This window comes from Bombilactobacillus bombi (assembly GCF_003522965.1).
Taxonomy (GTDB): domain Bacteria; phylum Bacillota; class Bacilli; order Lactobacillales; family Lactobacillaceae; genus Bombilactobacillus; species Bombilactobacillus bombi.
The window spans coordinates 707830-730074 of record NZ_CP031513.1; the positions used below are offsets into that span (position 1 = coordinate 707830).

20 protein-coding genes are annotated in these 22245 nt (G+C 34.0%); 4 read left to right on the forward strand and 16 right to left on the reverse strand.

The genetic code is table 11. From position 1 onward, the window contains the following. Nucleotides 1-25: 25 nt before the first annotated feature. The 14 genes from holA to DS830_RS03725 all read right to left on the reverse strand — a co-directional run bounded on the left by holA (nt 26) and on the right by DS830_RS03725 (nt 15198). Nucleotides 26-1048 (reverse strand): DNA polymerase III subunit delta, encoded by a 1023-nt coding sequence (gene holA / locus DS830_RS03660; protein WP_118908289.1) that lies wholly within the window; start codon nt 1046-1048, stop codon nt 26-28. Beyond that, the gene (locus tag DS830_RS03665) at nt 1045-3273 is read right to left on the reverse strand and encodes a DNA internalization-related competence protein ComEC/Rec2 (RefSeq protein WP_118908290.1); all 2229 of its coding nucleotides are present in this window, start codon (nt 3271-3273) and stop codon (nt 1045-1047) included. Before DS830_RS03665 ends, holA begins: the two co-directional genes overlap by 4 nt. Continuing rightward, nucleotides 3242-3868 (reverse strand): helix-hairpin-helix domain-containing protein, encoded by a 627-nt coding sequence (locus tag DS830_RS03670; RefSeq protein ID WP_162887502.1) that lies wholly within the window; start codon nt 3866-3868, stop codon nt 3242-3244. The genes DS830_RS03665 and DS830_RS03670 overlap by 32 nt, the downstream gene beginning before the upstream one ends. Nucleotides 3869-3908: 40 nt before the next feature. Continuing rightward, nucleotides 3909-4943: a SepM family pheromone-processing serine protease gene (locus DS830_RS03675; protein WP_118908292.1), complete on the reverse strand. Its 1035-nt coding sequence runs from the start codon at nt 4941-4943 to the stop codon at nt 3909-3911. Further along, the gene (coaD, locus tag DS830_RS03680; protein WP_118908293.1) at nt 4940-5437 is read right to left on the reverse strand and encodes a pantetheine-phosphate adenylyltransferase; all 498 of its coding nucleotides are present in this window, start codon (nt 5435-5437) and stop codon (nt 4940-4942) included. Before coaD ends, DS830_RS03675 begins: the two co-directional genes overlap by 4 nt. Beyond that, nucleotides 5438-5995, reverse strand: coding sequence for a 16S rRNA (guanine(966)-N(2))-methyltransferase RsmD (gene rsmD / locus DS830_RS03685; RefSeq protein ID WP_118908294.1), 558 nt, complete (start codon nt 5993-5995; stop codon nt 5438-5440). It lies immediately after the preceding gene. Beyond that, nucleotides 5995-6273, reverse strand: a complete 279-nt coding sequence (locus DS830_RS03690) for a YlbG family protein (protein WP_118902018.1) — start codon at nt 6271-6273, stop codon at nt 5995-5997. Before DS830_RS03690 ends, rsmD begins: the two co-directional genes overlap by 1 nt. 19 nt (nt 6274-6292) lie before the next feature. Further along, the gene (locus DS830_RS03695) at nt 6293-7471 is read right to left on the reverse strand and encodes an FtsW/RodA/SpoVE family cell cycle protein (protein ID WP_118908295.1); all 1179 of its coding nucleotides are present in this window, start codon (nt 7469-7471) and stop codon (nt 6293-6295) included. Between the two features lie 120 nt (nt 7472-7591). Beyond that, nucleotides 7592-9436 (reverse strand): translational GTPase TypA, encoded by a 1845-nt coding sequence (gene typA / locus DS830_RS03700; protein ID WP_118902023.1) that lies wholly within the window; start codon nt 9434-9436, stop codon nt 7592-7594. A 75-nt stretch (nt 9437-9511) separates the two neighbouring features. Next, nucleotides 9512-10285, reverse strand: a complete 774-nt coding sequence (locus DS830_RS03705; protein ID WP_118908296.1) for an inositol monophosphatase family protein — start codon at nt 10283-10285, stop codon at nt 9512-9514. Nucleotides 10286-10384: 99 nt separating this feature from the next. Next, nucleotides 10385-11809 (reverse strand): dihydrolipoyl dehydrogenase, encoded by a 1425-nt coding sequence (gene lpdA, locus DS830_RS03710; protein WP_118909097.1) that lies wholly within the window; start codon nt 11807-11809, stop codon nt 10385-10387. Between the two features lie 6 nt (nt 11810-11815). Continuing rightward, entirely contained in the window at nt 11816-13096 is a 1281-nt protein-coding gene (locus DS830_RS03715) for a 2-oxo acid dehydrogenase subunit E2 (protein WP_118908297.1), read from the reverse strand. A gap of 22 nt (nt 13097-13118) precedes the next feature. Beyond that, nucleotides 13119-14096 carry an alpha-ketoacid dehydrogenase subunit beta gene (locus DS830_RS03720; RefSeq protein ID WP_118902032.1) on the reverse strand — a complete coding sequence of 326 codons (978 nt, stop codon included), beginning with the start codon at nt 14094-14096 and terminating at the stop codon, nt 13119-13121. Between the two features lies 1 nt (nt 14097). Further along, complete coding sequence (locus DS830_RS03725) at nt 14098-15198, reverse strand: thiamine pyrophosphate-dependent dehydrogenase E1 component subunit alpha (protein ID WP_118908298.1); 1101 nt, start codon at nt 15196-15198, stop codon at nt 14098-14100. Between the two features lie 239 nt (nt 15199-15437). Here DS830_RS03725 and def point away from each other — a divergent pair, with 239 nt between their 5' ends. The 4 genes from def to DS830_RS03745 all read left to right on the forward strand — a co-directional run bounded on the left by def (nt 15438) and on the right by DS830_RS03745 (nt 19185). Then, entirely contained in the window at nt 15438-16010 is a 573-nt protein-coding gene (gene def, locus DS830_RS03730) for a peptide deformylase (protein WP_118908299.1), read from the forward strand. Nucleotides 16011-16126: 116 nt separating this feature from the next. After that, nucleotides 16127-16348: a DNA-directed RNA polymerase subunit epsilon gene (locus DS830_RS03735; RefSeq protein WP_118902041.1), complete on the forward strand. Its 222-nt coding sequence runs from the start codon at nt 16127-16129 to the stop codon at nt 16346-16348. Nucleotides 16349-16351: 3 nt separating this feature from the next. Beyond that, a complete protein-coding gene (gene rnjA, locus DS830_RS03740) occupies nt 16352-18055 on the forward strand; it encodes a ribonuclease J1 (protein WP_118902043.1) in 1704 nt (567 codons plus the stop codon). 194 nt (nt 18056-18249) lie between these two features. Then, on the forward strand, nt 18250-19185 hold the full coding sequence (locus tag DS830_RS03745) for a diacylglycerol/lipid kinase family protein (RefSeq protein ID WP_162887503.1): 936 nt from the start codon (nt 18250-18252) through the stop codon (nt 19183-19185). Here the strand turns inward: DS830_RS03745 and recD2 are convergent. Continuing rightward, a complete protein-coding gene (gene recD2, locus DS830_RS03750; RefSeq protein WP_118908301.1) occupies nt 19182-21578 on the reverse strand; it encodes an SF1B family DNA helicase RecD2 in 2397 nt (798 codons plus the stop codon). The two genes, DS830_RS03745 and recD2, sit on opposite strands and share 4 nt — an antisense overlap. Next, nucleotides 21579-22244 carry a tetratricopeptide repeat protein gene (locus tag DS830_RS03755; protein ID WP_118908302.1) on the reverse strand — a complete coding sequence of 222 codons (666 nt, stop codon included), beginning with the start codon at nt 22242-22244 and terminating at the stop codon, nt 21579-21581. Nucleotide 22245: the final 1 nt, after the last annotated feature.

Below are 22245 nucleotides of genomic sequence, written 5' to 3' on the forward strand. Positions count from 1 at the left end.
ATTGTTTCAACGCCTTTTGTCATTCTCATTTGTAAGTTTGGGTGAAATTAATCATAAATAGTTCAAACAAATACTCTTTATTACCCTGACCTGTTTTCATATAGTAATCCATCTCAATTAAATCATACAGGGCCTTTTTTAATTTAAATAAAGAATATCGCGATTCTTGTTGTAAAGCCAACTTAATCCGATAAGGATGTATTTGAAGATAATTAGCTAACTTACCAGATGACATTCCCCGCTTATTTAAAATTTTTACTTGTAATAATAAGCGAATCTGACTTATGGCCAACGCCACCAAGGCAATCGGATCATTTTTTAACAATAATAATTGCTGATAGCACAATTTGGCTTGTGCTAAATTATTGTGTAATAAAGCATCTAGTAAATCAAAAACATTATTATCTAAAGTTTGTGGAACTAATGCTTTGACAGCGTTAATAGTAATTTTATGGGTCTTAGCTGCATAAGTATATAACTTAATTAATTCGGAATTAGCTAATGAATAATCACTATTACTTCTTTGAATTAACTGCGTTAAAGCTTCATCTTCAATTTGAAAACCAGCAGTAACTATTTGTTGTTTTAAAACAGTTGTTAATTCATTAGAATTAAGCTTACCAGCATCTACTAACTCTGAGTTTTTTTGTAATAATTTAGTTAATTTTTTGCGTTTATCAATTTTTTCATAAGGGGCAAAAATTACTAAAGTTGTAGTTGGCTGAGGATGTTTTAAATACTCTGAAAATAATGTTAAATCCTGTTCAACAACAGTAGTGTTTTTGCCACCTTGCAAAAATTCAGGATTAATTACAAAAATTAAGCGACGCTCACCTAAAAAGGGCATTGAATTGGCTTCACCCACCACCTCTTCAAGGTTTTCTTCTTCTAAATCAAATTCAGCAAAATTTATTTCTAATTCCTCAGGGGGTAATAATTGTAAGAAAATTTGCCGTGCTTGATCTTGTAGTTGTGATTCTGATCCCAACACTAAATAAATGGGAGCAATTTGTTTTTTGAAGGAATTACTTAACTCTTTAACTTTCATTTGATGTTTTCCTTTGAAAATACTTTCCAAGTTTGTTGGTGCCAATAACTATAATTCCAAATAATCATTCCGTGGTCCGCAGTATTTAAAGCTGGAATTTTTAATTTTTTTAAATTAGCCATGGTTTCAGGATGAGGATGACCATAGCGATTATGTCTCCCCGCTGAAATAAGCACTAGTTGAGGATTAATCTTTTTTAAAAATTGCGGATCACTCGCAGTTTTACTACCATGGTGACCTGCCTTTAAATAATCAATATGGTAGTTGGATTTAAATAATTTCAACTCATTGGCACGATTTAAATCACCTGTAAACAACCAGCGTTTATTTTGAATTGCAGCTATTAAACTTAAAGAATCTTCATTAATTCCCTTGGATAAGTGATTAGGCCAAACGACTTTTAAATGTAATTCTGGTGCTACTGCAACTGTATCACCTAAATGCATTTTTATAAACTGTACTTGCTGCTGGAATGGTCTTAATTGTCTTGCTACAGCTCGGTTATTTTGCATTCCATCTGCAAAACAAACGCGTCTTACTGGAAATTTTTGTAATAAAACATGTAAATCTCCGATATGATCAGCATCTTGATGTGATAAGAAAACATAATCTAAATGTGTAATACCTTGATATTTTAAATATGGAATAGTTATTTGTTCAACGCGATTATTAGTATTTTTATGGTGACCAAATGCTAATTTTCCTCCAGTATCAATTAAACAAGTTTTGCGAAAGATAGGAGTTGTTAACAAAATACTGTCTCCTTGTCCAATATCAATAATTGTTACTTGTCCGCTTAAAGGAAAATGATTATATAAAATACAACCACAATAGACTACTATCAATATTTTTACCCAATGGCTATGAAATTCAGATAACCATATCAAAGTAAGGCCTAATAAAATAACAGTCACAATGATGTCTAAATGTCCTATTGTAATTTGCGTCCAATTAGCATTGGCTAAAGCTGTCACAGGTGTATAAATCAGTGCAAATAGTCTTTCTAGTATCTCCAATAATAACTTAAATTTTTGAATAAATAAACTAAAAATAGTTATGGGAATAATTAAACTTTCAAAAACTGGAGTTAAAAGGATGTTGGCCAAAAAAGTTAACCAACTAAAACTATAACTATGAAAAATAATTAGCGGCAAACTTAAAAAGTTAATCAAAATCGAACGTTGCCAAGTTTTAGGAGCTTGAATAACAATTAGTCCATATGACAATAAATAACTTAACTGTCCTGCTAATGAAAACAATACATAAGGCGTAAAGACTGTTTGACCTAATAATACGATAGCAAAACAATCATGCTTGGATATTTTCCAATTTAGATGTTTTTGAATTATTTGAATAATTTGTAATCCACTAGCACGCCAAACCCCGACTCCTGACCCTGCTATTACTGCAAAAATTGGCAATATAAATAATAAAGCAATTTCTACACGTTCACGCGGAATCCGAAGAATTGAAGTTATCTTAATTAAAATGTCAATCAATAAATAAACATGTAATCCAGAAATACTAAAAATATGAATGATTCCTAGATTAGTTAGACCTTGCCGCAAAGAAGTCTCATTAGAATCAAAATCACCTAATAATAAACTTCTAGCGTTAACATTCAGCCAATGAGGTAGCTTTTTTAAAGACTGCAAACAAAAAAATCGAAAAGAATGAATTCTTGATAGGAAATTATTATTTGGAGATACTTTTATAATTTTAATATGTGTAGCTACGCCACGATAATAAATTTTTTGATACTGATAATATTTTTGAAAATCAAATTCACCTTTATTAGTCGCTGGTGCAATAGTTTGCCATTGAAAGTCTCCCTGAAGACATAATGTTGAGTTTGGTAAACGTGTATTGGCTTTAATTTTACTGCCAAAACTTACTTTTTGTCCATCAGCTAATTGACCAACTCCTGACAACCAATCATTTTTCAACTTTAGTTGATCCGGATTAACGATTATTTGATTAATATGAGGTGCTTTTAAATTTGGATGTTGAGTTAAACAGACACCTAATCCAATCATAAAAAATATTTCCAGTAATAATCCATAACGTTGATTCCTAAATACTGTATAACTTAACATTAATAATAATAATATCCATAAAATTATAGTTTTAGTAGTTACAATTGCAATTGTTAATTCTAAAGCCAAAACTGGGAAGATATACCAGCCACGATTATCAAATTGTAATTTGAGATTTAATTTTTTCAAGTGTTTTTTCTCCGATTCCTTGAATGTTAGTTAAATCTTCAATCTTACTAAAATTTCCCTTTTCTTGACGATATTTGATAATTAGTTCAGCCTTTTTAGGACCAATACCATCTAAACTTTGTAATTGCTCTATAGTTGCAGTATTTAGATTCACTTGTTTTTCTATTCCAGCATTACTATTAGCTGAATTGACGTCCCCACTACTGGCAACTCTAGCTGCATTATTATTTTTATCTGGTACAAAAATTTGACTTTGATCATGTATTTTTTGAGCTTGATTAATTGCCTGCAAATCTGCTTGCTCAGTCACTCCACCAGCATGCTGAATGGCATCATAAACTCGAGCAGTTGGTAACAGGTGGTATACTCCAGGTTTATTAACTGCGCCTTCAACGTCAACAATGATCCATTTGCTAGTTTTGGTTGTTGCCTCCTTATTTGCCAGTTTTTTAGTAGCTTTTGGTTGATCAAAATTAACATCATTATTATTAACTTTAACTGTTGGCCAAAATTGCCAAATTAAAATTATTAAGGTCAACACTAACATACCTACTAATTTTAAATGGTTTTTCACCCATATTACGTATTTATCCAATCTCATCACCCAATTTATAATTACAAAAAAACACATCGTTTTACCGATGTGTTTTTAAATAATTGTAAGCATCATCTAAATTTTTTACAGGAACTATCTTCATTTTTGTTTTTAATCTAGCGGCTGCTTTTTTCGCAATTGTATAATTATTTTGATAATGAGGATCGATTTTTAAGATTTTTTTAGTCACGGGATCATTCGGGGCAAAAAATATTTGTGCGTGTTCACGATTAGCGGCGTAAACTTTTTTATCAATTCCACCAATCGCACCTACTTTGCCTTTGGCATCAATAGTACCAGTACCTGCTATAATACGATTTTTAGTTAAATTTTGTTGAGTTAATTGCGAATAAACCTGCAAACTAAACATTAATCCTGCTGAAGGACCACCAACGTCGCCAGCATTAATCTTCACTTTAGGTTGTGTATGAATTTTAACATGATCAACTAAACTAATTCCTAAGCCAGGACGTTGCTTTTTATTCATAGATATTAATCTTTGACGAGTATGATATGTCTTACCGTGACGTTGATATTGAACTGTCACGCGTTGATTAACTTTTTGCGATTTGACATATTTAATAAATGCTTTTGAACTTAAAAATCGATGACCATCAATTTTAGAGACAATATCTCCTACTTGAAGATGATTTTTAAAGTTTGACTTGGGCAATAGTGACATGACATAAATACCCTTATAATCCTTCTGGTATTTGCGATGGGCTTTTTTAAATGCAGCTTCTACCGCATTGTTACTGGCATTTTCCATAAAATAACTTTGCATCTGCAAATATTCTTTGGTGTTGTCACCTGCCATTATTTCTTGACGTGACTCAACTTCTCGAAATGGATCAAAAGCTGCTATAACCATTGATAATGGTGTTGCACTTGTCAATTCCACTGTTGTAAATAAAAACTTGCCACTATGACGATCATGGCGCTGATTTACAGAGATAACATCTGCAGTAGGCTGAGCTGACCCTGGAGACTCAACAAAAAAAGGCAGTGGCAAAAACACCAAAAGTAGAAGTAAAACAACACTAGTAATAACAATTAATTTACGATGTTTTTTCATGATTGTGTTCCTAACTTTTGGTGTAATGCCAGAGCTACTGGTTCAGGCACCCAATCTGTAACACGACCACCATAGCTAGCTACCTCTTTAATCATGCTGGAAGCTACATACATATATTGCGGCTGTGATACTAAATACATTGTTTCTAGTTTATTATTTTGAAGATGATTAATTTGCTGCATCGAAATTTCATAGTTCAAATCCGCTGCAGTGCGTAATCCACGAACTAAAAATTGTGCCCCAAGTTCATGAGCTACTTGTGCTACTAATTGATTAGCCGCAGTTTTAACCTCCACATTGGAGCAATTTAAAGGTAGCAATGATTTTTTTAATAATTCCTGCTTCTCAGCAAAAGTAAATGTGTATTTCTTACTTGTATTATTCATAATAACAACGTACAGTTGATCAAAAAGTTTACTAGCACGTTGGATAATATCCAAATGTCCGTTTGTCACAGGATCAAAACTACCTGCATAAACACCAATTTTTGCCATTTATTTCCCCTTATATTGCCAAATTTCAACAAAAGTCTGTCCATACTGTTTAGCAGCAATTACAGAACAATCACTTCTATGCCGATCTTGTAAATCATAATCTGTTTCTAATAAAATTATTGCTTGTGCATTTAATAATTTATTCTCAATAAAAGTTGCAACAATGTCTGGATTAACATGTTGAACATAAGGTGGATCTAAGATTAAAAGGTCAAATTTCAATTGCTTTTGAATAAACTGTTGCGTGGCTTGCTGAGCTGATATTGGTAAAATTTTAAACCTGTCATCTAAATGTGTTTTAGATACATTGGCTTTAATTGCTTTAATTGCAGCATGACTCTTATCAACTAAATACATCTGGGCGATACCATGGGAAATTGCTTCAATTCCTAATGCTCCACTTCCAGCAAATAAGTCTACTCCGATAGTTTTCGAAGTTAAATAAGGATTTAAAATATTAAACATTGCTTCTTTAACTTTAGCCCCCGTAGGACGTGTACTACGGCCGCTAACTGTTGTTAAGGATAATCCTCCTAGTTCTCCAGCAATTACCCGCATTAATTTTCCTCCATTTGCTTAATATCAGTTGGTTCATAAGCATTATCTTCATGATAATCAGTTTTTAAATCCTGACGTGGTGAAATCTCTACTTTTTTCACAAAAGAAAGTTTGGAAATCTGGGTAATTTTTTCTGTCAACTGATCACTATTTACATACATAATCAGATACTTCATCTTAAAGGAAACATAAATTACTGTACCAAAGCGCCGTAGTTTTTTACTTAAATGACCATTCGATAACCAAACTATAATTTCTTGGCGTGATGTGATGTCCATATAAATCGCTCTTTCATAGTTAATTTAAATTTTTTTGCTGACGCAAATTAATAGAAACATTTAACATAATCCCCATACAACATGATAAAACTAACATACTGGATCCACCATAACTAATAAATGGCAAGGTTACACCAGTAATCGGCAAAACACCCAGCAAACCACCAACATTAAATACCGTTTGAACAAAGAGAATTGTTGCAATTCCATAACTCAATAATGACAAATAAACCTCATCAGCACGCAAGCCTAAATAAACAATGCGCGCAATTAAAATAAATAATAGGCCTAAAATTATAATTACACCTACAACACCTAATTCTTCGCTGGTAATAGATAAAATAAAATCCGTATAAGGCTCTGGCAAATATCCTAATTTTTGTATACTATTACCCAATCCACGTCCCCATAGACCGCCGTTATTAATTGCATAATAAGAATTTACTAATTGCGAGCCACCAGCTTTTTCTAACTGAAAAGGATGATAAAAAGACAATAAACGCTGTATTTGATATGAAGAAGCGGAACTGCCATTTAAAACTTGTTGTTTTAGCCAAAAATAACCAAACCCAAACGCAGTAGTCAAAACTACAACAATTCCCAGTACATATTTTAAATCCATTCCAGAGGCAAATGACATCAACAACATAATGGCTGCTAATGCAGCGGCACCACCTAAATCTGGTTGTTTCAGAGTTAAATAAATAATAATACTTGTTAAGAATAACGGCGGTAAAATTTCTTTCATCATTTTTTGAAATGGTAGTTGTCTGATACGCAACATGCGCGAACTATAAATTTTTGCTAAATAAAGCACTAGAGACAACTTTGCTAATTCCAAAGGTTGAACATTAATAGGACCCAAATGGATCCAAGCGGCAGCACCATTGACTGCAACTGATGGTTTAAAATGCTTCAAGATTAGTAAAAATATTAATAAACCCACAACAAATAGAAAAAAATCTGGAACGAAGAATTTAGAACGCAACATATTAATTTTTAATAAATAAAAAAAAGCACATAAAAATAAACCAATTATGACAAATATAATTTGTCGTTTAAGATAAGTAGTGCTTTGTAACCCTTGCAAAGTGGCTGCACTAGAACTAGCAGAATAGACCATAACAATCCCAATTGCAGCTAACAATAAAAATGGAATTAAAATCCAATAATCAATATTTTTAAATTTGATTTTCAATACTAATTCCCCAATCGTTCTAATGAAGTTTATTATAACATTGAATTATTGAGTTAACTTAAAAACAGATATAATACTATTAAAAAAACTTGAACAGACTGTAATGTCCGCTCAAGTTTTCTATTCTTGCTTACCCATTTTACGTTTTTTATCAGCTTTTCGCCGTTCATTTGTATTTAAAATCTTTTTACGCAAACGGACACTTTTTGGTGTAACTTCACAATATTCAGTTTCATTCAAAAACTCAATTGATTGTTCTAGTGACATAGTCTTTGGAGTTCTAATTGCTGCCGCATGATCTTTACCAGAAGCACGTGTGTTAGTTAAATTCTTACCTTTGGTAACATTTACAGCAATATCTTGGTCACGGCTGCTTTCGCCAACAATCATTCCTTCGTAAACATCAACACCAGCACCAATAAATAGCTGTCCACGGTCTTCTACTGATTGCAGACTATAAGTAGTCGAAGCTCCTTGATTAATTGATACAAGCGCTCCAGAACGTCTTCCTGGTTCCCAATTCTTAATTACAGGTAAATATTGCTCAAAAGTATGGTTCATAATGCCATAACCACCAGTTTGGGACATAAATTCAGATGAATAACCAATTAAACCACGTGAAGGTGTTAAAAATACCAAACGAGTTTGTCCGTTACCGGTACTTTCCATGTTTTTCATTTCACCCTTACGTTGTGCCATAGAGTCAATAATTGATCCAACGTATTCATCAGGAGTATCAATTTGAACTGATTCAAAAGGTTCGCAAACCTTACCATCAATTTCTTGATAGATAACCTCTGGGCGTGATAATTGGAGTTCAAATCCTTCACGGCGCATTTCTTCAACTAAAATTGATAAATGCAACTCGCCACGGCCAGAAACGATCCACGCACCAGCCATCCCGGCATCTTCAACTCGTAAAGAAACATCAGTTTGTAATTGTTGCTCTAGCCGATCTTGAATTTTGCGAGCTGTAACTTTATCGCCTTCTCTACCAGCAAAAGGAGAATCATTTTGTAAGAAAGTCATTCTTAAGGTTGGTGGATCAATACGCAAGATTGGTAATGCTTCTGGATGATCTACAGGTGCTACAGTTTCTCCGACAAATATATCTTCCATGCCAGAAAGCCCAATTAGGTCCCCAGCTTTAGCTTCTTGAATTTCTACTCGCTTCAAACCGAAGAAACCAAACATTTTAGTAACCCGAAAGTTTTGCTTAGAACCATCCAATTTTAAAACGGAAACTTGATCGCCAATTTTAATTTTGCCACGAAAAATACGGCCAATTCCAACACGACCAACATAATCATTGTAATCTAGCATCGCTACTTGAAATTGTAAAGGTTCATCACTATTATCAATTGGTGCAGGAATAGTTTTTACAATTGTATCAAAAATGGGATCCATTGTATGCTCTTGAGTAGCAGGATCTGCATCATAGCTGGAAGTTCCATTCACAGCAGAAGCAAAAACAACTGGAAAATCTAGTTGATCTTCATCTGCACCTAAATCAATAAATAGATTTAAGACTTCATCTACTACTTCTGCAGGACGTGCCCCATCTCGGTCAATTTTATTAATTACGACAATTGGTGTTAAATGTTGATCTAAAGCCTTCTTTAATACAAAACGAGTCTGTGGCATAGTACCTTCATAGGCGTCAACAACTAACAAAACGCCATCAACCATCTTCATGATTCTTTCTACTTCGCCACCAAAATCGGCATGTCCTGGTGTGTCTAAAATATTAATTTTAGTTCCTTTATAATCCACAGCAGTATTCTTAGATAAAATAGTAATACCACGTTCTTTTTCAATCGCATTTGAATCAAGCGCACGATCACCAATTTCCATATGTTCAGGAAGAGTATCAGACTGTTTTAAAAGTTCATTGACTAAGGTTGTTTTACCATGGTCAACGTGGGCTATGATAGCGATGTTACGAATATCTTCTCTTATTTTCAATATTTTGCTTCCTTCCGTGCAATCTTTCTCGGATTTGTGTATAAAAAAGCTGTGATTGGTTGCAATCACAGCCTATTAAACTCTGGAAATCACATCCAGTGCTTGTTGTGTAGCGCACCTAGTTCCGACAATTACAAGTTGTGATTTTATCATATTTATAGGCTTTTCGTCAATAGTAGTTGCATTAATTCCTATGGCTTGACCAATTGCTAAACCAGCCGCCAAATCCCATGGCTTAAATTTCCCTATATAAAGGTATTCTTTGCCCAATAATAAACGTGTAAAAACTATTCCTGCACTGCCAAAAATTCTTAATCCACTACTCTTGGCTACTAACTTTTGATATTTGGGCATTTCACTTTGTAATAAATGGTTACTAACCGTAATCAAAACCTCGTTTAGTGGCGGATCTGCTAAAATAGGAATTTTTTGATTATTAACGAATGCACCAATGCTAGGGCCACCATAATAAATTTGATCTTGTATTACGTCAAGAATGGCTCCAAACAATGGTTGCCCATTATTATAAACTCCAATCATTGAAGCAAATTGATCATGTGATTTCACAAAATTCATAGTTCCATCAATAGGGTCAACAAAAAAGACTAATCCAGATAAATCTAATGGATGGTTACCAAATCCTTCTTCACTAATTATTTTAGCATTTGGAAATTTTTCATTTAAATATGCCACAATTTCTTTTTCAATTTGAATATCTCGATTAGTGACAAGATCATTTTGATTAGATTTAGTTTTAACACTATCAAAATGTGGATTAGTCCTTAATTGCATCTTCACTTTTTCTAGTATGGTAAGCACGTTATTTTGAATTGTTATAATATCTGTCATTGTTAAACCTTCACTCTTTAATAATTCTCATTATAACGTGTCCACTTCTGATAATACAAAAAAATCGGCGGTTTTCCGCCGATTTTTCAAGATGTTTCTTTAAATATTCGTTGGATAACCAATCAAAATGTCTGCTGCTTCTTGAATTGGTTCACCTAAAGTTGGATGTGGATGAATTGTCAATGCAAGATCTTCTTCATTAAGTTGGCAATTTACAGCCACACTCAATTCAGAAATTAAATCGCTGGCATTAGGACCAACCACTTGTCCTCCTAAAATAGTACCTGTCTTCTTATCAGAAATTAATTTCACAAAACCATCTGTACTATCAACAGAAACTGCCCGCGCATTACCAGCAAATGGGAACTTGCCAACCTTAATATCCAATTTTTTCTCTTTAGCTTCGGCTTCGGTCAAGCCAACACTAGCCATTTCAGGATCGTTAAAACATACTGATGGTACACCAATATAATCATTAGCAGTTTTTTTACCAGAAATTGCACCAGCTGCAGTTTTTGCTTGGAAGAAAGCTTTATGAGCTAAAGCTGGACCAGAGGTAATATCACCAACAGCAAAGATATTATCAACTGAAGTACGTCCTTGTTCATCTGTTTCAACTAATCCACGATCAGTTAACTTAACATCTGTCATTTCTAGACCAAAATTATCTGTATTAGGTTTACGACCAACAGACACCATTACATAATCAGTCTTAATAACTTCAGCCTTACCATCTACCTCATAAGTTACTTCAACATTATCGCCATTGTCTTTGGCATTTTTGGCCATTGCATTTGTAACAATCTTGATGCCCTTTTCTTTTAAATGCTTTTCAACTATAGAAACCATACTGCGTTCAAAATTAGGGATGATTTGAGATGTTCCTTCTAAGATAGTGACATTAGAACCCAAATCAGCAAAAGCACCAGCCAACTCAGTTCCAATATAGCCGCCACCAACAATAACTAAGTCTTTTGGTAATTCTTTAATATTTAAAAGACCTGTAGAATCAATAATTCGACCACCAAATTTAAAGCCCTTGATTTCGATTGGACGACTTCCAGTAGCTAAGATTAAATTATTAAATTTAATCGTGTGTCCACCACCATTATCCATAAATTGACGTGGGCCAGGATCCATTACACGTAGTTGATTATTATTATCTAAGAAAGCTTCACCATAAATAACTTCAACTTTGTGCTTTTTTAAAAGCATTTTGACCCCACTAGTCATTCTCTGAATAACACTAGAATCTTTCCATGCTTGTAACTTAGTAAAGTCTAAAGAAATATTACCTGTAGTAATTCCGTAAAGTTCTGAATGTTCAGCATGACGTAATCGATGTCCTGCCTGAATTAAAGCTTTAGAAGGAACACAACCAACATTTAAGCAAACGCCACCTAAACTATCACTTTTTTCAATAACTGTTACTTTTTGACCTAATTCAGCAGCACGAATAGCAGCAACATAGCCACCAGGTCCAGCACCAATAACTACAGTATCTTTTTCTTCAACATCAACCATCTTCAATTAACCCTCCATCAACAACATATCTGGATCATGTAATAATTCGCTCAATTTATTTAGAGCTTGTTGTGCTAAAGCACCATCAATCAAACGATGGTCATAGCTCATTGAAAGCTTAAGCATATTACCAACTTTAATTGAACCATCTTCAGCTACATAAGGTTCTTTAGCAATCTTACCCATACCTAAAATAGCAACTTCTGGTTGATTAATAACTGGTGTAAACCAGCCACCACCAATAGAACCAACATTACTAATTGTAATTGAACCACCACGCATAGCAGCTGCACTTAATTTATTATCATAAGCAGCTTGTGTGTTTTCAGTGATTTCTTTAGCAATTTCAAATAAACCTTTAGAATCAGCATTCTTAATATTTGGCACATACAAGCCATGATCAGTATTAGTAGCAATACCAATATTATAATAATGTTTATACACAATCTCATTAGTGGTTGAGTCAATTGAAGCATTAAATTCTGGGAATTCCTTTAGCACAGCAACAATTGCTTTTACCAAGTAAGGTAAGAAGGTCAACTTAATACCGCGATCAGCAGCTAATTGTTTGTATTTCTTGCGATTAGCCATTAAAGCAGAAACTTCAACACTTTCAAAACTAGTAACATGTGGTGTAATCCGTTTACTATCTGTCATTGCTTTTGCAATAACTTTTCTAGTCATGCTCATCTTTTCCCGAGTTTCTAATTCTGGAGCATCGGACTTGTAAGGAGCAATTGGTGTTGCTGCTGGCTCACTTGTAGGAGCAGGAGCCGCTGCTGCAGGAGTAGCTTCTTGAACACTTGAACCATTAAAGTTATCGATATCTGCTTTAGTAATTTGACCATGTTTTCCTGATGGAGTAACTTTTGCTAAGTCAATACCCTTATCACGAGCATATTGACGCACTGATGGCATTGCTAAGTAGTTAGCATTAGCACTTCCTGTAGCTTCTGCCGCCGGTGCTGGCTTTTCATCAGCATCATTAGCTGCAGCCTTATCATCTGAACTTGCATTAGCAGTTTCTTCATCGTCACCTGTATCAGCTGAACCATCATCAATAATAATTAAGGTATCACCAATCTCTACAGTATCGCCTTCTTGTGCAACGATCTTTTGTACTTTACCCGAAACAGGTGATGGTAACTCGGAAACTGACTTGTCATTTTGAATTTCTACTAAAGAATCATCTTCTTTAACTTCGTCGCCTTCTTTAACTAACCAGTTGGCAACTTCGCCTTCAGCCATGCCTTCGCCTAGCTCAGGTAATTTAAATTTAAATGCCATATTTATTTCTTCCCTTCAAATATTAATAGTTAATAATTTCTTTGACTTTTTCAATAATTTCTGCTTTTCTTGGAATCCAGACTTCCTCAGCTTGTGCAAATGGATATACACTGTCTGGGGCAGCTACACGTCCAACAGGAGCATCTAAGGAAAGAATTGCATCTTCAGCAATTGCAGAAGCTACTTGAGCACCAATGCCAGCCATTTTTTGAGCTTCTTGTACAATAACCACTTTATGAGTCTTTTCAATTGACTTAAAAATAGTTTCTGTATCAATTGGAGAAACAGTCCGTAAATCAATTACCTCACAAGAAATATTGTCTTTAGCTAATTCTTCAGCAGCCTTTTGTGCTTCTTGAACTTGAGCGCCATAGGCAACAACAGTAATATCATTACCTTCTTGAACTACATTGGCTTTGTCTAAAGGAACAGTATATTTACCATCAGGAATATCATCTTTAACTGAACGATATAATTTTAAATTCTCTAAGAACAATACAGGATCGTTGTTTTCAATAGAAGAAATTAAAAGTCCTTTAGCATCATAAGGATTGCTTGGCATTACTACTCGTAAACCTGGAATGCCAGTAAAGAAATTTTCTAAGTTATCAGAGTGCATTTCTGCAGTATGAGTACCGCCACCATAAGGAGTTCTAATTGTAACTGGACTATTTTTCTTTCCGTTAAACCGAAAACGCATTCTAGCCATTTGTCCAGCAATTGAATCCACTGCTTCAAAAGTAAAACCCATAAATTGAATTTCTGGAATTGGACGCCAACCGGTCAAACCTAAGCCTACGGCTAAGCCCATAATGCCTGATTCGGCTAATGGAGTATCAAAAACACGATCTTCTCCATATTTTTCTTGCAATCCTTGTGTAGTTCTAAAGACACCACCATTTTTACCAACATCTTCACCAAAAATCAAAGTTTTCGGATCTTCTTTTAACATGATGTCTAAAGCATCAGTAATTGCTTGAATATAACTTCTCTTTGTCATGTTATTTAGACTCCTTTTCTTCAAATTTTGCAATTTCAGCCTTTAGTGCTGGGGTTGGAACTTCAAAAGTACGCTTCAACATATCGGATACCTTTTCAGGTTCTACTGCATCAGCTTCTTTAATAGCTTCTTTGAAGGAGGCTTTGTATTCTTCAACTAATTTATCTTCTTGTTCTTCTGACCAAAGTTTTTTATCAGTCAAAATCTTCCGCATTCTAATCAACGGATCACGATCTAACCAAGGTTGTTGTTCTTCTTTTGTCCGATAACGACTAGGATCATCACCAGCAGAAGAATGAGCGCCATAACGGTCTGTTAAAGTTTCAATCATAACTGGACCATTACCTGCGAGAATAAACTCGCGAGCTGCTTTTGCTACTGAATAACAAGCTAAAATATCCATACCATCAACTTGTACGCTTGGAATGCCAGCAGCTACAGCCTTTTGTGTTAAAGCAACAGCAGCTGTTTGTTTCTTACGTGGAGTAGAAATAGCATAACCATTATTTTGCACAATAAACAATGCAGGAACTTGATAAGCACCAGCAAAATTCATACCTTCATAGGAGTCACCTTGAGAAGTACCACCATCGCCAGTATAAGTGAATGCAATGGCATCTTCACCATTCTTCTTAAGACCCATAGCTACACCAGCTGTTTCTAGGTAAGCAGCTCCAATAATAATTTGTGGCATTAATGCTCGAGCAGAAAATTCATTCCCTTTAACATGTCCACGTGACCACCAATATGCTTCAGTCACAGTTGCACCATGTTGGATTAATTGGGGAATATCACGATATGCTGGCAATAAATAATCTTGCTTCTCCATTGCCATTACAGTTCCCATTTCTGTAGCTTCCTCACCAGCTGTCGGTGCATAAAAACCCATCCGGCCTTGGCGAGAAAAATTCATTGTTTGTTCATGTAAAGCACGTTCCCAAACCATTTTTTTCATAAATTCTACTAATTGATCATCTGTAAAATTCTTAAAAGTATCTTGATCAACGATTTTTGCATCCTCATCAACTACTTGAATTGGCTTTGGTGTTTCTGCCAAGTTCTCTTTGATTTTTGCAAAATCAACTATTGACTTTTTTGCCATTTTATTCATTCCTTTCACAATGTTCCTTTGCTTATCTGTAAAGGTTTCCAGTACTTAGTTTATCATGTTTTAAATTTAACACAAGAAAAAAAATAATATTTCTTTGTGAAACAAATATCAATCGCTCTAAATCAACCACATAAAATATTTTTAGCTACATAAATTCTAGTTTATTCAACAGCAATTTATCGTTATAATAAGATAGTGGAAAATTTATATGAAGAAGGAATTATTTAAAAATGTATATGATGAGAGATATAGTTCGCGATGGCAATCCTGTATTAAGAAAAATTGCTCAACCTGTTCAGTTTCCTCTTAGTGATGCCGATAAAAAATTAGCTTCTGATATGATGGAATATTTAATCAAAAGTCAAGATCCTGACTTTGCCCAAAAGCATCATTTACGTGCTGGCGTCGGTCTAGCAGCTCCTCAAGTAGGTGTTTCAGAACAAATGGCTTGCGTTTTAGTGCCCGCCGAAGATGCTGATGATGCCGATAAAACAAAAAAATATGCTTTGAAATTGACATTAATTAATCCTGTTATTATTTCTAATTCTATTCAAAAAGCTCAACTCTTTGAAGGTGAAGGCTGTTTATCAGTCGACAAAGACATTCCTGGTTATGTACCTCGTAGCGCCCGTATTACTGTTCGTTATCAAGATTTTGATGGAAATAAACAAACTATTCGTGTTAAAAACTATCCAGCTATTGTTTGTCAGCATGAAATTGATCATCTTCATGGACATCTTTTTTATGATCATATAAACAAAAATGATCCATTTGAAAAAGAACCTGACGTTATCATCGTTTAATTAAGTGCTAATCAGTGTTTATATACTTTAAACAACAGTTGTGGTAACATTTATGTAATTGTTAGGCGGTTGCTAAATGAAATTCACTACTCAGAAAATTTAAGGAGGAATATTTTTTGATTTATAAAGTTTTATATCAAGATAACAAAATTAAAAATCCACGCAGAGAAACAACTGAAACATTGTATACTCAATCAGATTCAGCTATTAAGGTCCGTGAGGCAATTGAATCTCAAACTGACTTTAACGTAGAATCCATTGAAGAACTATCTGGTAATTATTTAGAATATGAAAAAAAGAGTCCGAATTATAAATTGACGGACTTAGCGGAGTTATAGTTAATGACTATCAACATTAAAAAAGATGAAGTTGCTGTTTTTGCAATTGGTGGTCTCGGTGAAATCGGCAAAAATATGTATGTCATCCAATATCAAGATGAATTAATCATTGTGGATGCAGGAATAAAATTTCCTGAAGATGAATTGTTAGGTATTGATTATGTGATTTCTGATTATCAATATTTAATTCAAAATCAAGAACGTATTAAGGGATTATTCATTACTCATGGTCATGAAGATCATATTGGCGGTATCCCCTTTTTACTTCAAAAATTACCTAATATTCCCATTTATGCTGGACCACTAGCAACGGCACTGATTAAAGGAAAATTGGAAGAACGTGGATTACTCAATTCCACAGAACTACATGTTCTCAACGAAAGTGATGTTGTGAAGTTCAAATATTTGAGCGTTGAATTTTTTAGAACCACCCATTCAATACCTGACACTTTAGGAATTGCAGTGCATACACCACAAGGTGTGATTGTCCAAACAGGTGATTATAAATTTGATTTTACTCCTGTAGGTAATCAACCTGCTCCCAATCTGCAAAAAATGGCTAAACTGGGGTCGCAAGGGGTATTATTATTATTATCAGATAGTACAAATGCAGAAATACCAACATTTTCAAAATCAGAAAGATTTGTTGGTAATACAATCCATCAAATTGTGGAGCGAATTGATGGCCGTATAATATTTGCAACTTTTGCATCTAATCTATATCGTGTATCACAAGCCATAGATGCCGCTATGCAAAGCGGACGTAAAGTAGCTGTTTTTGGCCGCAGTATGGAGCAAACAATCACCAATGGTCGCGAGTTAGGTTATTTAGATATTCCAGATAGTGAAATTGTTGATGCTGCTGAAATCAATAAGTTGCCAGCAAATAAAGTTTTATTATTATGCACAGGATCCCAAGGTGAACCAATGGCTGCCTTAAGTCGCATAGCGAATGGAACCCACCGTCAAATAGCTATTCAGCCAGGTGATACAGTTATTTTTTCTTCTAACCCAATTCCAGGTAACACCATTAGCGTTAATCATTTAATTAATGATTTAGAAGAAGCGGGTGCAAATGTTATTCACGGCAAAATTAATAATATTCATGCATCTGGACATGGTGGCCAAGAAGAACAAAAATTGATGCTAAGATTAATCCAGCCAAAATATTTTATGCCTATTCATGGTGAGTATCGGATGTTAAAAATTCACACTGGATTAGCGCAACTTTGTGGCGTACCTAAAGAAAATACTTTTATTTTCAATAACGGTGATGTCTTGGCTCTAACTGCCAACAGTGCTCGTAAAGCTGGCCATGTGCCTGCCGGTGATGTGTATATTGATAGTAATGGAATTGATGATATCAGTAATGTTGTTATTCATGATCGGCAAATACTTTCTGAAGAGGGATTGGTAATTGTTGTAGCTACAATCGATTATCACAAAGGACTAGTTTTATCTGGTCCCGATATTTTGTCTCGAGGTTTTGTTTATATGCGTGAATCAAGTGATTTAATTAATCAAGCACAAAAGCGTGCTTTTCATGTAATTAAAAGCTATCTTGATCAAGAATCTAATAAAAAACCTGATAAAAATTCTGAAAATACACTTAAACGTAGTATTATTGACGATTTACAAGAATTTTTATATCGAAAAACTGAGCGCCATCCAGTTATTTTACCGATATTTATTTCTGCTAAAGTTTAATGCATAACAATGTCCCCCACCATTCATAAATGGTGGGGGTTTTATTTATCAAATATTGACCGCTCCTCATAAAATATCAGTAAGAGTTAATATTCTAGATAATTTTAAACAAATTATTATTTGGAAATAATTAATTTTGTTATATACTAATACAGATAAGCTTTTCCTTTAATCAATCTTACATGGAGAAAAACATGAATAAATATCCATCTTTTACTATTATTATTAATCAACATGCCGCTAGCGGTCGTTCACGCCATAGTTTAAAAGTTGTAACTAAATATCTCAACAAGCATAATATCAATTATCGTATTTGTACAACTCCTGGTAATGGTGCTCAAGATTTAGTCTGCGAATTACTTAATAACCAGGAACTTAATGATAGCATTCCCTTAGTTATGGGTGGTGATGGCACTTTAAACCAAGCTATCAATGGTGTTAAATACTCTAACTATCCACAAACTGCCTTAGCTTATATTCCCGCTGGTTCCGGTAATGATTTTGCAAATGGCTTAAAATTACCTCAGCATCATGAAATTGAAATTTTACAACGTATCATAACTGCAGTGATTCCTAAAAATGTTAACTTAGGTAAAGCCAATCTCAACGGCAAAACTTACTTTTTTATTAATAATATTGGAATTGGTCTAGATGCTAAAATGGTCCATTTTGCTAATCAATCAACTTTGAAGACAGTTTTTAATCACCTTCATCTCAGTAAATTAATCTATTTATCGCAAATCAATAAGGGCTTAAAACAAAAGCCTTTTAACGTGGATATCACAATTGGACAACAACATCTGGTGTTTGACCAAATTATTGCTTGTATAGTAACTAATCATCCCTTTATTGGCAGTGGTGTTCCAATCTTGCCAACAGCCAATCCTTACGAAAATAATCTTGATATTATTATGTCTAAGCAATTATCTCCATTGCAAGTTGCTAACCTAGCTTATAAAATTTTTACCAATGGTGAGCATTTACAAAGTCCTCTAATTCATCATTATCAATTGCATCGCTTTGATCTTCAGACTAGTCCACAACAATATGGTCAAATGGATGGTGAAGATTTGGGTAAAAAAAATTTCAATTTACATTTTTCTACAACAAATCAGCAATTTTGGCTCTAAAATTCATCGCCAGTTTTCATAAAATCTTGTGGAGTAACATTGTCCATACCAATCAAAGGATCAATAGTATTTTGACGAATATCTTCTAATGTTAAAATACAATCATCCTTTTTTAGAGCAGTCTGGCTAACAGATGGCTCTTTTTTTATATCAAAAATATTTTGTATTCTAGCTTGTAACATTGTATTGCGCAAACCAGAATTATCATTTATGGCATTTTCATAGGCTTGACGATTTCCCAGCATAATCAACTTTGATTTAGCGCGCGTAATTGCTGTATACAGCAAGTTTCTTTTCAGCATTCGCGAATGCTGATTAACTAAAACCACAATAACTAAATCAAATTCACTACCTTGAGCTTTGTGAATTGAGGTACAATATGCCAAAGCAATATTTCCTAAATCTGATTTATGATAGTCAACTTGTTGCCCATCAAAATCTAAATGAATTAAATCTCCCTGCCCCTTTTCAGAAACAGGTAAATCTTTGGCTAAAGTGATACCGACAATTTTACCGATTTCACCATTAAAAACATTGGCTTCCACATTATTAACTAGATGTACAATTTTGTCACTAATCCGATATTCCGTATCTCCTAAAGTTACTGTTTTTGTCCGTTCATTTTTAGGATTCAATGTATTTTGCAGGATTTGATTTAATTTATCAATTCCTGCTGGGCCACGATACATAGGCGCTAGTACTTGTAATTTATTCCAACTAAAGCCCTTGGCCTGGCTTTTAACTACAATTTGTTGTAAGACATTACCTACTTGCTGTGCATTACATTCAATAAAACTCCGATCCGGAAAATTATTAAAGAGATTCTCCTTAATTGTGCCATCATTGACTTCATGAGCTAAAGTAATAATTGTTGAATCTTCACTTTGACGATAAATTTTGTCTAGCTTAACAGTATTAAAGGCTTGACTAGCTATCAAATCTGAAAAAACTTGTCCTGGACCTACAGAAGGTAATTGGTCTTGGTCACCCACTAAAATAATCTGCATACCTGAAGGAATAACTGACACTAATAACTTAAATAATTCCGTATCAACCATAGAAGTTTCATCAATAATTAATAATTTACCTGGAATATAATCTAATTCCACTTTAGACAAATCTTCTTGACCAGTTAATCCTAATAAGCGATGAATTGTACTGGCCGCCAAGCCAGTACTTTCAAATAAATGTTTAGCTGCTCTTCCTGTAGGTGCGGCTAAGCGGATAGGAAACGGCTCATCTTGATAATCATCGATATCTAATGAATAATCATGCAATTTTGCAAATGCTGCCACCAAGCCGTTAATAATTGTCGTTTTCCCTGTACCTGGTCCACCAGTCAGCAATAAAATTGAGCTGTTTAGTCCTTGAAAAATAGCTTCTAATTGATTTTGATCATAAGTAATATGCAATTTTTTTTCAATTTTTTGTAAAACTGCTTGTACTTGTGTCAACGAAAAATTAGGTGCTTCAAAGCTTTTATCAATAACTTTTAATTGCTGTGCAATAAGCCATTCATCATCATATAAGTATCTTGGAAAATAACATTCATTATCATACTTAATCTGACCCTTATCAATTAAGCTAGTTAAACCAACTAATAGCTGATCTTGATTAATATTTTCTGGGCGGCTTTCATTAAGCATTCGCAAGGTTTCTTGCTGTAACTCTGTTTTTTCAACATAAGTATTTCCAGTAGCATTAATCAATAGATTTAAAGTTTGTAGAAGTCCTGCTTCAATTCTTTGCGGATAATCAAAAGGTAAATTAAAGCGAGCTGCCAAATTATCAGCACGCTTAAATCCAATACCTCGAATATCATGAATTAATTGATAGGGATTTTGCTGTAATGTAGATAGTGTTTCACCACCATATTCATGATAAATTTTAAATGCTAGTTTATTCCCGAATCCTAATCGATTTAACTGTAAAATCACCTCTTCTGATTGATAAGTTGCTGTAATTTGCTCAATTAAAATTTGTTTTTTGGCGGCATTCAATGGTAATTGATCTACGGCCTTAGGATCAGTCAAGATAACTTCTATTGCATTATCACCTAACAGATCAACAATTTTTTTAGCAGTTTTAATACCTATACCCGGGAAACTGGTACTAGAAAAATAAGCAATTAAACTTTTACGATCAGTTGGATTGTTTTTTTGATAATGATCACATTTAAATTGCTGACCATATTTCGGATGTTTAACTTTTTGACCCCAGAATTTATATTGTTGTTCTTCATCTAACTCATCAAAGTTACCCGTAACAACAATTTCATGATCTTTCCAATCAAAAGAAGTTTCTTGGACATCAATCATCATAATTTTGAAATAATCTTCTGGTTTTTCAAAGAAAACAGCTTTCAATTTTCCAACTACATAATCATTCGTCAATTACTTATCTTCCTTTGTTTGTAATTTGAGATAACGTTCAATGTCAGCTAATTGTTGCTGATGTTGCTGAAAATATTGAGGATCTATCCGCTGGGATTCGGCAAAATGCTGTTGAAATGACTTTTTCCCCAGAACCATCTCTGTTAAGGCTAGCTTAAATAACACCATTGCTGATGGTTTTATTTTTACGGCTTTTTGATAATATTCTTGAGCCCTCTTAAATTCCTTTAATTGCAAGCAAATATCGCCTACTAACAGGCTATTATCTTCTAACTGAGGATTTTTATCATAAGCTGTTAGAGCATACATTAATGCTTGTGGCAATTGTTTTTGCTGTAATGATTGTTGTGCCATTAAATAATAAACATCCGATACTAATGTGGAATCGGTAATATTTTGCAACATCTTTTGAGATTCTGCTAACTTACCTGCTTCAAAATAAATTACCGCTAAATTGTAATCTATTTCTTGAGTTTCCGGAAAAAGTTGCTTGGCTTTTACCAATAATTCTTCTGCTTGTTCAAAATCACCACCAGCTGTTAAGTATCCTGATAATTGCAAAAACCAATCCGCATGTGACATATCTTGCTGGAGTTTTTGTGCAAGCAGCTTAACTGCCGCTTGCTTATCTCCTTGTTGATATAGTTTTTCTGCTTGTTTTTCCATT